We start from the raw sequence: 11,791 nt of genomic DNA on the forward strand, positions 1-11,791 counted from the left end.
AAATCGGAATTTATTAATTCTACTAAAAATGCTCATAAACCTTTATAATCTAGAGGACTACCGTCCTAAAAATTTTTTAAGTGCTAAACTTCTGCAAAAAAAAATGAAAAAATGTAATTGAATGTGGATAATCTAGAATCTTTTCCTTCCCTTGGATGACTTTATTTCAAGCTCCTCTCTATATTTTGCTACAGTTCTCCTTGAAATATTCATTCCTTTTTCATTAATTAAGTTACATATTGCCTGGTCAGACAGCGGCTTTTTTTTGTCTTCTCCATTTATTATATCCCTAATATAATTCTTTATGATGGTTACGGAAACATTTTCTCCATTTGAAAACGTACAAATTCCAGTCGTAAATAAATTCTTTATTTTAATTGTTCCCCTGCTTGTGTATATATATTTGTCTCTTATAGCTCTGCTTATAGTTGATTCATGCATGTCCAGACTTTCTGCCACTTCCTTCAAGGTCATTGGCTTTAAATAATCATTACCATAGTCAAAATAATCCCTTTGCAATTCAAGTATTTTTTCCAGCACTCTATATATAGTACTTTTTCTATGTTGAATACTTTTTATTAAAAATACTGCACTATCTAATTTGTCCTTTACATAATCAGCAGCTTCCTTATCTTCTTTCATTATTATATTCTTATACGTAGAATTTATGGTAAGCTTAGGCATAATATCATCATTCATAATTATATAATATTCTTTATCTATTTTTCTTATATATGCATCAGGTAATATATAATTAACATCTTCGCCCGTATAAAAACCTCTCGATGGTTTTGGATCTAATCTTTTTATCATATCTCCATATTCCTGTGCTTTTTTTACATCTATATTTAACTTTTTTGCTATTATACTGTAATTATTATCCGCAATAAGCTCCAGATAATTGTCTATGATTGATATCAAGTTTTCATCTTCCATATTAATCTTTTTTAGCTGTATCTTAAGGCATTCTTTTAGATTTCTGGCAGCTATTCCATCTGGTTCCAGAGACTGTACTTTTTTAATACAATAATCTGCAAGTTCTTTTGAAATGCTCAATTCATTTTGAAGTTCAACATTTGATAAAATCAAATATCCCCTTCCGTCTATATTTTCTATGATATAATTGCATATAGTTCTTACGTAATCCTTTTCAGATAAATCCCTAACCTGCTCTATAAGATATTCTTTCAGGGATTTTTTTTCTGATATAAAATTAAAAGGTGAAATATCATCATTATCCTTTCTTTCATAACTACCATGACTATAATTGTCAAACTCAAAACTCTTTATAATATTTCTATAATCAAGTTTATCTTTTTCATTATTGTGATGATCGATCTCTACATCTTTTGCATCTAAAATAGGATTTTCTTGAATTTCTTTTTCTATATAATCTTTAAGTTCAAAGGTGGACATCTGGAGAAGTTTTACAGAAAGCTGCATCTTTTGAGTCATTATTAATTTTTGCTCTTGTGTTAAATTAAGTCCAAAATTTAAATTCATACTCCACACCTCCATTGTTGTGACAACAAATTTATATAATAATCTATAAAATATAATGTTTCATATATATATATTATATCATGAAGTAATCAAAAATATAAATATTAATACATATCTAATAAATCATATCAATAGTTTTCTACAAAAAACAGCCCACAGGCACCAGTTCCGGAATGAACTCCTACAACACAGCCTACTTCACTCTCTATAAATTTTATATTTCTATTTATAAGTTCATCTCTAAAAGGATTCAGTACTTCCGTCTCTCCTGCATGAAGAAGTATTGCAAGTTCATCCTTTTTTGCTCCTTTTTTATCTATATAACCCAGCATATTTTTAAGTGCTTTTTTACTTCCCCGAGCTTTATCCATCACTACTATTTCTCCATTTTTTGCCGCTACTATTATTTTTATACCAAGTATATTTCCTATCATACCTGCCGTTTTTGAAAGTCTGCCGCCTTTTACCAAATTATCCAGACTGTTAAACTCAATAGTACTTTTAACGTGCGTTGAATACTCTAATATCTCATTTTCCAAATTTTTTATGCTTAAACCTTTTTTTATAAGTTCTGCTGCTTTAATAACTTGAAGTCCCAGTCCAGAAGTTACATTAAAGCTGTCTACAATGACTATGTCATCACTTTCAAGCATATTTTTTGCAATACACGCCGATTGATAAGTTCCACTCATTTTTGATGAGATGTGTATTGAAAATATTTTATAACCTTCATCCAAATATTTCTTATAGCAATTCATAAATATTTCAGGATTAATCTGTGCCGTAGATGGAAATTCGCTGCTACTTTCCATCTTTGAAAGCAGCTGTGGAAGTTTTATATCAATTCCATCCCTATATGTTTTCTTGTCTATAATTACAAAAAGTGGAATTACCTCTATATTGTATTTTTTTATTATATCATCAGGTAAATCCGCAGTACTATCGGTAATTAGTTTTATCTTATCCATAAAGTAGCAGCCTCCTTCACTTCATAACAGGGAAATTCATCTGCCTTAAAGCCTCATAAGCAACTATTGCCACGGTATTAGATAAATTTAAAGAACGGGTGGTAGTGTTTATCATAGGAACTCTTATACATGTATCACTATTTTGTTCTCTAATATAATCTGGCAATCCGCAGGTTTCTCTTCCAAATACTATAAAATCGCCATCTTTAAACTTTGCATCATCATAATAATGTTCGCCGTGAGTAGTAGAAAAATAGAAAGTTCCATCTTTATATTTTTCTCTAAGTTCTTCATATGAATCATATAATGTCAAATCCAAATATGGCCAATAATCAAGTCCAGCCCTTCTCAAATGTTTTTCGTCCAAACTAAATCCTAATGGTTTTATTAAATGCAGTTTAGATCCTGTAAGTACACAGGTCCTTGCTATATTTCCAGTATTTTGCGGTATTTCCGGTTGAAATAATACTATGTTTAAGCTCAAATTTTTTCTCCTCCTTTAAAGAATCCTTTGAAACATATAATAAATATATTACTATAATACATTTGTACAGTAAAGAGGAGATACTTTAAATATGGATTTATCATATTTATCATTCAGTTACTATACGGTGAATTAATTTAGGAACTTCTGCATAATCCGATATTTTTATGTTTTCATATACTTTTTTAATTATATCATCAACGCCACTTTTGTTAGAATATAAAGTTAAAAGTGCTTCTCCTTTTTTTACTTTGTCTCCAACCTTCTTCCTAAGCATTATTCCAACTGCCAGATCAATTTTATCCTCTTTTGTTGAACGTCCTGCACCAAGCAGCATAGCCGCAGTACCAATTTCATCTGCAACAATTTCTGAAACAAAACCATCTTCTTTAGAAGGCACATCAATATGATAAGCCGCCTGAGGTAATTTTGCAGGATTATCAACTATAGAAGAATCTCCTCCTTGATTAGCTAAAAACTTTTTAAATTTTTCAAGTGCCTTTCCATTTTTAATTACTTCTTTCAGCTTTTTACGTGCATCCTCTAAAGAATCAGCCTTGCCAGCTAAGCATACCATATGACTTCCAAGTGTAAGTACAAGTTCTGTCAAATCTTCCGGTCCTTCTCCTTTTAATGTATCTATAGCTTCTTTTACTTCAATAGCATTACCAATAGCAAACCCAAGAGGCTGGCTCATGTCTGAAATAACTCCAATAGTTTTACGTCCTACACTGTTGCCAATACTAACCATAGCATGGGCAAGCCTATATGCATCTTCTTCAGTTTTCATAAAAGCTCCTGAGCCTGTTTTTACATCCAGCACTATTGCATCTGCACCTGCTGCAATTTTTTTGCTCATTATAGAACTCGCAATTAATGGAATTGACTCAACTGTACCAGTCACATCTCTAAGTGCATACAATTTTTTATCTGCGGGAGTTATATTTCCTGTCTGGCCTATAACTGCTACCTTATTATTATTCACCAATTCTATGAATTTCTCTCTTGTTATTTCTACATGAAAGCCTTTAATAGATTCTAATTTATCAATTGTTCCACCTGTATGTCCAAGCCCTCTTCCTGACATTTTGGCCATAGGTATGTCTAAAGATGCAATTAATGGTGCAAGTACAAGAGTAGTAGTATCTCCTACACCACCTGTAGAATGTTTATCTATCTTTACACCAGAAATAGGCGATAAGTCTATAGTTTCTCCTGAATTGACCATTGCCATTGTTAAATCTTTTCTCTCACGAGGAGTCATATCTCTAAATACTACCGCCATCGCAAATGCACTCATCTGATAATCTGGAATAGATCCATCTGTGTATCCTTTTATAATAAAATTAATTTCTTTTGTAGTAAGTTCCCCACCATCACGTTTTTTCTGAATTAAATCAACCATCCTCATTTTCAACACTTCCTTAACTATAAATTTAAATTATATCTAAATCATATATAATATGGTTTCATTACTAATACTATAACCCAAATATGATAGGTAGTATAAAAAATCCCCCATTAGATTATACATATTTTTAAATATAATCTAACGTGGGATTTATCTCTATCATAGCTATTTTGGTGCGGATAACAGGATTTGAACCTGCATGGAGTTACCCACTAGAACCTGAATCTAGCGCGTCTGCCAGTTCCGCCATATCCGCATAAAATCACTATAATATTATATCACACTTTAACAATTAAGTGAATAATAAAGTTCAAATCATTTTCCTGCTGCTGAATTTGAGTATATGTTAAATATTATGTTTCCTCCGGAAGTATATGCCTGTAAATATACAGGGAATTTAAAATTATTCTTAAATTTATAATCTATATTTCCATAATCCACAGTAGCATCCATTCCTTCCGGAACATAATGCACAGGCATTGTGTGATGCACCCTTTCAGTGGAAATAAGATTAGCCTTATTAACAGCATTATAAAGTGTAGTTGAAACCTGGCATATTCCACCGCCCAAGCCTGATTCCAATTTATCTCCAATTATAACAGGAGCTGCTTTATATCCTTTGGCTGCAGTCCTTTCGCCTACTACACCATTAAAGCTGAATTCCTTCCCCGGCATAACAATTGTCCCATCTATGCTGTTTGTAGCAAGTGTTATATTATTAGCTCTTTCAGATGACGATGAGGAATAGTTTGTACTAAAAGTAGAAATTAAAGTATCGACACTTTTCAAATCACTGCTTTTTATCTTTGGCGAAACAGTTTTTAATGAACCTTTTACATTTAAATCTTCGCTGAAATTACTGTCTAAATAATAATTTATTTTAGATAGTAATTGATTTTGCAAATCTTTCTGATCTAACTGAGCTCCACTTTGTTCAGAAACTATATTAAATGCAGTCGGACCCATTTTCATACTTGCATTTACTGGCTTTCTATCCACCTCACTTGCTATCTGCTTAACTAATTCTTTTACCGGTTTTTCATTAAAAGAGAATTTTAAATTATAGTCTACTGGCTTCGAATGCCTAAGTAATTCATATTTTTTAAATATATTTGAATTCTTTCCATAAGAATAAGCTGAATCAACTGCACCATCTATATCAAATTTGACATTAATACTAGAGTAATTCAGCACATAATTTTTATCTCCTACCGATATGTTTATCTTTTTATCCTTTAATTTTTCAGAATAAATTTTATTTATCATATCTTTAGCTTCAGACTTTGTTTTCCCCGATAAATTTAGACTTTCAACACTTACACCAGGATATATTAAATCGTTCCAATACTTAATATCATTATAGTTATAAACTATAAATCCACTAATGATACTTAGAAAAACAAGTAAAACTGCAATAAGTGCTATAGTCAATCTTTTTTTGTAAAGTTTTCTTTTAGACCATCTCGAATTATTTGTTTCGCCCATTTATACCACCTCTTAATGCATACATACATAATATTATACTATATAGGAATTAATTTTAATACATAACTTAATTAAGTAATTTTTGTGTTATTATAAATAATATGTAAACAAATTATTTAGTTATGGAGGCATGATTTATGAAAGCTGAAATCTTATGTGTCGGCACTGAAATTTTACTTGGCGATATAGTTAATACAAATGCTCAATTTTTATCAAGGGAATTAGCTAATCTTGGTATAGATGTATACCATCAATCTGTAGTTGGAGATAATCCAAAAAGATTATTAGAAGAAATAAAAGACTGCTTTAAAAAAGTAGATATGATTATAACTTCCGGTGGGCTTGGACCAACTCCGGATGATCTTACAAAAGAAATAGGTGCAAAATTTTTTAATAAAAAAATGATCCTAGATGAAGATACGGTAAATAAATTAAAAGATTATTTTGATAAAATGGGACGTTCATATCTTAAAGGCAATAATATGAAACAAGCTTATTTTCCTGAAAATTGCATCATACTTAAAAATGATTATGGAACAGCCCCTGGTTGTATTATTAATGAAAATGGAAAGATACTTATAGTCCTTCCCGGACCACCAAGAGAAATTAAACCTATGTTTTCAAATTACGTGCTTCCTTTTTTGAATAATTACACAAATGGAACTATAAAATCAAGGGTTCTGAGGATACATGGAATTGGAGAAGGTGAAATGGCAGAAAAAATAAAAGATTTGATAGATAATAGTAAAAATCCTACAATAGCACCATACGCCAAGGATAATGATATAACTTTAAGAATTACAGCCAGAGCTGCCACAGAAGATGAAGCTTTAAATCTTATAAAGCCTTTGGAATACAAAGTGAAAGCTGTACTTGGAGATAATATATACGGTTATGGTGATACATCAATGGAAGAAGTTACAGCAAAGCTTTTAATTGATAAAAATCTTTCCATATCCACTGCCGAATCATGTACCGGCGGACTCATAGCAGCAAAACTCATAAGTTATCCTGGCATTTCATCTATATTTTTAGACGGGGCCGTTACCTACAGCAATGCTGCAAAAATGCACAGGCTAAATGTAAAAAAAGAAACTCTAGATAAATTTGGAGCCGTAAGCGAAGAAACAGCAAGAGAAATGGCAGAAGGAATAGCTAAAACTTCCGGTACAGATATTGGTCTTTCTACAACAGGAATTGCAGGACCAGATGGAGGTACTCCTGAAAAACCTATAGGTCTTGTATACGTAGGTCTTTACATAAACGGGAAAACTTTTGTTAAGAGGCTTCAAATATCTGGTGAAAGAAATAGAGTTAGAAACAGAGCTTCAGTAAGTGCTCTTGATTTTCTAAGAAGAAAACTTATATAAGATAATTAGTATGGATTTAGTTTTAAATCCATACTAATTTAACAAATTTATTTCATTTTAGTATCTGCCTCATTACTAAAATAATCACAATTTAGTGCTAGAGGACAACGCTCACAATCTGGTTTCCTTGATTTGCATATACGTCTTCCGTGCCATATTAGATAATGATGTGTAATACTCCACATATTTCTGGGAATATTATTCATCAATTCCATCTCTACTTTACCGGGAGTGCTGCCTTTTGCAATCCCAAGCCTGTTCGAAACTCTAAAAACATGTGTATCTACAGCAATAGCTGGAATTCCAAAAGCATTTGAAAGTACTACATTTGCAGTTTTTCTTCCAACTCCTGGTAATTTCAAGAGTTCCTCCATACTTCCTGGTACTTCTCCATTATAATCCTTTACAAGAACCCTGCTCATAGCCAGTATATTTTTGCTTTTGTTCCTATAAAGACCGCAGCTTTTGATTTTTTCTCCCAGTTCATGTTCCGTAAGCTCCAATATTTTTTCTGGTGTGTTAAATTTTTTATACAATTCGCTTGTAACTTTATTTACCCTTACATCAGTACATTGGGCTGACAATATAGTGGCTAACAGAAGCTCATATGGAGATCTAAATTGAAGTGCACATTTAGCTTCAGGATATGTCTCACCTAATATTTTTAGTATTTCATCTATATTTTTATTATTCAAATTTATCACCTTGTTTAAGATTATATACCCCTCTATATTTTTCAGGCAACAGCTTTGCTATTTCATACATCATAAAATCACTTACTCTATTTTCATATTCGTGTTTTTCTTCATCATTGTTTTTCTTTGGTATTTGTATATTTTCTCCTATGTTTACTGTAACTTTAGCATAATGGAAGCTTTCATATGACATACCCTTATTGCTTATCGGCAGGAGTTTCTCACTTCCATAAATTGCAACAGGAACTACACGTGCTTTAGTTAATTTCTGTATAAGTACTACACCCCTTTTAGCTTTATTCATAGTTGAAGTTCTGCTTCTAGTACCTTCTGGAAACATAAGTATATTTTTGCCAGCCTTTAATGCTTTTATTATCTTTGAAATAGCCTCTTTATCTGCTGTATTAGGCTTTATGCCTATAGTCTTCGTCATACTCATACCAAGTTTGGTAAGTGGATCACTGTTCAATTTTACACCCGCCACAAAAATTAAGTTTTCTGCCTTTAGTACTTTCCCAAGTACTAAAGCATCTGAATTGCTGAGATGATTACAGACAAATAATATTGGTCTCTGCACATCTTCTAGATTTTTCATACCCATCACATTTATATTCGCATACTTTTTTATATAATAAGCTAAAATTTTTTTTGAAGCATATCCTACAAAATTTTTTGGAAGATGTCCTATTACCTTTACCATAAATGGAGAAATCATAATAAAGCCCCTTTCCTTAATAAACCTTCAATATAAATTATAATTTCAAAAGCTTTAAAAGTCTATTATAATAATCTTTTATATATGTTGATCTAATATCCTCAACTTTAATTTTTTTATTTAATACTAAGGAATTTATAAGTCCATTCCTTACAATTAAATTTTTACCTCTCCACCCGCAAGATGTTTTTTTGTATTTTTCTTTGAACAACTTATTATCCATATTTATGATTTCATATAAATTTATATTTTCCATAAACTCAAAAGGTTTAAATTCAGGTATATTTGATAATAAAACATTTTTATTATAAGGACATACTATTTGACATATGTCACATCCAAATAATCTTCCCTTAAATTTCAAAATCCATTCATCTTCTACGTACTTCTTTTGAGTAATATATGACATACATAAATTAGCATTTTTCTCTTTACATATGGCTTCAGTTGGACAAGCTTTTGTGCAAATATTGCAGTTCCCGCACTTGCATTCCGAGGGTTTATCATATTCAAACTTCAAATCTGTTATTATTTCACCTAAGAATACATAAGATCCATATTTTTCTGTAATTATCATATTATTTTTTCCTATGAATCCGATTCCACAAAGATTTGCTACATATCTTTCCGGAATAGCATTGCTATCCACTAGAGGGACTGCTTTTCCACCAAGATTTTCTATGAAAGTGCATATTTTATTTAAATATTTAAATACCACTTTATGATAATCTTCTCCTCTTGTATAAAGTGAAAATCCTATATCATCTTTTAAATTATAATCAAATAAATAGGGAAAGGCAACTGATATTATCGTCTTTCCCTCTTTCATATATATATGAGGATTAATCCTCTTTTTTTCATCTTTTTCTTCAAATTCGCTTGTCAGCAAATTCGAATTCCTAAATTTAAAATAATCATATAATTCATAGAACTTTCTGCACTCTGTAAACCCTACAGTATCCAATCCAATTTTCTTGCAATAATTTAGTACAGCATCTCTATAATTCATTTAACCACCTACTAAAAAAGACTATATCATCATTTCATTATATATCTTTTTTCTCTTACCTGCATAGTCTTTTATTTCTATTACATCAGGATATTTCTTATAAATTATTCTTACAGGTACTCCAACTGCTGTACAATCTGATGGTACATCATTAAGCACAACTGCATTTGCTCCTATCTTTACTCTGTCTCCAATAACTACCGGCCCTAATATTTTAGCACCACTGCCTATAAATACATTATTTCCAACTGTTGGATGTCTCTTGCCAGTATCTTTTCCTGTACCTCCTAATGTTACTCCATGATATAAAGTTACATTGTCTCCAACCTCTGCAGTTTCTCCTATTACAACACCCATTCCATGGTCTATAAAAAGTCCCTTGCCTATTTTTGCTCCAGGGTGTATTTCTATGCCTGTTAAGAATCTTGCAAACTGGGATACGAGCCTTGCACAAAAAAACATTCTTTTTTTATAGAAAAAGTGACCTACTCTATAAAATATTAATGCATGTATAAATGGATATAATAAAAATACTTCCAGTGGGTTTCTTGCTGCAGGATCATTTTTCATGGCATTTTTTATATCATAATTTAAAAGTTTAAACATGTTTTTCATTTTAATCTTCCTTTCATAATATTAAAATTATGTTTTTAATGATTACATTGATATTATCTAAATCTAAAAATATACAGGTTATATATCCAGATTTAGATAAATATCAATACATATCTGCACAAACTCACAGGATATTTATATTAATCATATAATCCCATAGACAGATATTTTTCTCCTCCATCAGGTGCTACTGTAACAACTTTTTTTCCTGCCCCAAGTTCCTTTGCTACTTGAAGTGCTGCATATACATTAGCTCCTGAAGATATGCCAACAAGTACTCCTTCTTCTTTTGCTACAATTCTTGCATACTTGAATGCATCATCGTCAGTTACTGTAATTATCTTATCTACTAATTCGGATTTATATATATCAGGTACAAAGCCCGCTCCTATTCCCTGTATTTTGTGTGGTCCAGTTTGTCCTCCTGAAAGTACAGGAGAATTTGCAGGTTCCACTGCTATCACTTTAATATTCTTATTATGCTTTTTTAAATTTTCTCCAACACCTATCAGAGTACCACCAGTTCCAACTCCTGCAATAAATGCATCTATATCCGGTACATCCTTTAATATTTCTTCAGCTGTTGTTTCATAATGTTTCTGTGGATTAGCTGTATTTATAAACTGTTGTGGTATATAATAGCCCTCTTTATCCTTTGCTATTTCATATGCTTTTTCTATAGCACCCTTCATTCCTTTGACACCATTAGTTAAAACTAATTCTGCACCGTAAGCCTTTATAGTGTTCCTTCTCTCAATACTCATAGTTTCAGGCATCACTATAATAACTTTGTATCCTTTAAGTTTTCCAATCATGGCAAGTGCTATACCGGTATTTCCACTTGTAGGTTCAACTATTGTATCTCCTTTTTTTAATAGATTCTCTTTTTCTGCCCTTTCGATCATTCCAAGAGCCGCTCTATCCTTTATGCTTCCACCCGGATTAAACTTCTCCAGTTTTAAATATGCATCTGCATATCCTTCTTCCCTTAAATTACTTAAATTTAAAAGTGGTGTATTTCCAATTAAGTCTATAGCATTATTAAATATCATCTTTTCTCCTCCTAAAAACTAAATATTTAAAAATATTGTTGACAAATTTAAAAAAGCTTCGCCTCTATAATTAATTATAGAGACGAAGCTTAAACTCCGCGGTTCCACTCAAATTAGACATTAAAGTCTCATCTTAATCAAGCACAATTATGCTCAATCACTATAACGGGTGAACCCGATGCAGCCTACTGTTGTTTCGGTACATAACTCAAAAGGGCACTTCATTTAAAGCAAATTTAGAAATCTCCCAGCATATAATTTCTTCTCTTAAAACTTACTTTTAAATTACTTTCCTTTTTCAAAGTCTTTAATAATTTCAGAGTAATTTACTATGATTTATAATATATATTATACAACTAACTTTATTTTTGTCAATAATTTTTGAAAAATCACAGAGATTTCGCATCTAAATTCCAGTAAAAATTGTATTTTTACTGGAATTGTATCCAATTACACTTATTTAAAGGGCTGGTAAGCCCGAAGA

At 31.3% G+C, this 11,791-nt stretch carries 11 protein-coding genes, 1 tRNA gene and 1 other annotated feature; of the genes, 1 reads left to right on the plus strand and 11 read right to left on the minus strand.

The genetic code is table 11. The features are described 5' to 3' along the window. Positions 1 to 132: 132 nt before the first annotated feature. The 6 genes from rpoN to J2Z42_RS13955 all read right to left on the minus strand — a co-directional run bounded on the left by rpoN (position 133) and on the right by J2Z42_RS13955 (position 5,851). On the minus strand, positions 133 to 1,503 hold the full coding sequence (rpoN, locus tag J2Z42_RS13930) for an RNA polymerase factor sigma-54 (RefSeq protein WP_209703372.1): 1,371 nt from the start codon (positions 1,501 to 1,503) through the stop codon (positions 133 to 135). 128 nt (positions 1,504 to 1,631) lie between these two features. Then, positions 1,632 to 2,471, minus strand: coding sequence for a DegV family protein (locus J2Z42_RS13935; RefSeq protein ID WP_209703373.1), 840 nt, complete (start codon positions 2,469 to 2,471; stop codon positions 1,632 to 1,634). A gap of 16 nt (positions 2,472 to 2,487) precedes the next feature. Continuing rightward, the gene (trmL, locus tag J2Z42_RS13940) at positions 2,488 to 2,955 is read right to left on the minus strand and encodes a tRNA (uridine(34)/cytosine(34)/5-carboxymethylaminomethyluridine(34)-2'-O)-methyltransferase TrmL (RefSeq protein ID WP_209703374.1); all 468 of its coding nucleotides are present in this window, start codon (positions 2,953 to 2,955) and stop codon (positions 2,488 to 2,490) included. Positions 2,956 to 3,064: 109 nt separating this feature from the next. After that, on the minus strand, positions 3,065 to 4,366 hold the full coding sequence (locus J2Z42_RS13945; RefSeq protein ID WP_209703375.1) for a pyrimidine-nucleoside phosphorylase: 1,302 nt from the start codon (positions 4,364 to 4,366) through the stop codon (positions 3,065 to 3,067). A 171-nt stretch (positions 4,367 to 4,537) separates the two neighbouring features. After that, a tRNA-Leu gene (locus J2Z42_RS13950) sits at positions 4,538 to 4,622 on the minus strand. 59 nt (positions 4,623 to 4,681) lie between these two features. Then, the gene (locus J2Z42_RS13955; RefSeq protein WP_209703376.1) at positions 4,682 to 5,851 is read right to left on the minus strand and encodes a VanW family protein; all 1,170 of its coding nucleotides are present in this window, start codon (positions 5,849 to 5,851) and stop codon (positions 4,682 to 4,684) included. 137 nt (positions 5,852 to 5,988) lie between these two features. On the opposite strand from J2Z42_RS13955, the gene J2Z42_RS13960 reads away from it, so the two are divergent. Then, positions 5,989 to 7,221, plus strand: a complete 1,233-nt coding sequence (locus tag J2Z42_RS13960) for a competence/damage-inducible protein A (protein WP_209703377.1) — start codon at positions 5,989 to 5,991, stop codon at positions 7,219 to 7,221. A gap of 47 nt (positions 7,222 to 7,268) precedes the next feature. On the opposite strand, the gene nth is transcribed toward J2Z42_RS13960, so the two are convergent. The 5 genes from nth to cysK all read right to left on the minus strand — a co-directional run bounded on the left by nth (position 7,269) and on the right by cysK (position 11,307). Continuing rightward, the gene (nth, locus tag J2Z42_RS13965; RefSeq protein ID WP_209703378.1) at positions 7,269 to 7,916 is read right to left on the minus strand and encodes an endonuclease III; all 648 of its coding nucleotides are present in this window, start codon (positions 7,914 to 7,916) and stop codon (positions 7,269 to 7,271) included. Continuing rightward, a complete protein-coding gene (locus J2Z42_RS13970) occupies positions 7,909 to 8,631 on the minus strand; it encodes a lysophospholipid acyltransferase family protein (RefSeq protein WP_209703379.1) in 723 nt (240 codons plus the stop codon). Before J2Z42_RS13970 ends, nth begins: the two co-directional genes overlap by 8 nt. A 37-nt stretch (positions 8,632 to 8,668) precedes the next feature. Next, positions 8,669 to 9,640 (minus strand): tRNA epoxyqueuosine(34) reductase QueG, encoded by a 972-nt coding sequence (gene queG, locus J2Z42_RS13975; protein ID WP_209703380.1) that lies wholly within the window; start codon positions 9,638 to 9,640, stop codon positions 8,669 to 8,671. Positions 9,641 to 9,661: 21 nt separating this feature from the next. Next, positions 9,662 to 10,255: a serine O-acetyltransferase EpsC gene (epsC, locus tag J2Z42_RS13980; RefSeq protein WP_209703381.1), complete on the minus strand. Its 594-nt coding sequence runs from the start codon at positions 10,253 to 10,255 to the stop codon at positions 9,662 to 9,664. Positions 10,256 to 10,395: 140 nt separating this feature from the next. Further along, positions 10,396 to 11,307 carry a cysteine synthase A gene (cysK, locus tag J2Z42_RS13985; protein WP_209703382.1) on the minus strand — a complete coding sequence of 304 codons (912 nt, stop codon included), beginning with the start codon at positions 11,305 to 11,307 and terminating at the stop codon, positions 10,396 to 10,398. A gap of 75 nt (positions 11,308 to 11,382) precedes the next feature. Continuing rightward, positions 11,383 to 11,618 (minus strand) — a binding site (T-box leader). Positions 11,619 to 11,791: the final 173 nt, after the last annotated feature.

The sequence above is a fragment of the Clostridium algifaecis genome, assembly GCF_017874415.1.
In the GTDB taxonomy this organism is placed as follows: Bacteria; Bacillota; Clostridia; order Clostridiales; family Clostridiaceae; genus Clostridium_B; species Clostridium_B algifaecis.

Excerpts from the sequence above, each read along its gene's own strand:
- rpoN (WP_209703372.1), bottom strand. The coding sequence starts at position 1,503 with ATGAATTTAAATTTTGGACTTAATTTAACACAAGAGCAAAAATTAATA.
- J2Z42_RS13935 (WP_209703373.1), bottom strand. The coding sequence starts at position 2,471 with ATGGATAAGATAAAACTAATTACCGATAGTACTGCGGATTTACCTGAT.
- J2Z42_RS13945 (WP_209703375.1), bottom strand. The coding sequence starts at position 4,366 with ATGAGGATGGTTGATTTAATTCAGAAAAAACGTGATGGTGGGGAACTT.
- J2Z42_RS13955 (WP_209703376.1), bottom strand. The coding sequence starts at position 5,851 with ATGGGCGAAACAAATAATTCGAGATGGTCTAAAAGAAAACTTTACAAA.
- J2Z42_RS13960 (WP_209703377.1), top strand. The coding sequence starts at position 5,989 with ATGAAAGCTGAAATCTTATGTGTCGGCACTGAAATTTTACTTGGCGAT.
- J2Z42_RS13970 (WP_209703379.1), bottom strand. The coding sequence starts at position 8,631 with ATGATTTCTCCATTTATGGTAAAGGTAATAGGACATCTTCCAAAAAAT.
- queG (WP_209703380.1), bottom strand. The coding sequence starts at position 9,640 with ATGAATTATAGAGATGCTGTACTAAATTATTGCAAGAAAATTGGATTG.
- epsC (WP_209703381.1), bottom strand. The coding sequence starts at position 10,255 with ATGAAAAACATGTTTAAACTTTTAAATTATGATATAAAAAATGCCATG.
- cysK (WP_209703382.1), bottom strand. The coding sequence starts at position 11,307 with ATGATATTTAATAATGCTATAGACTTAATTGGAAATACACCACTTTTA.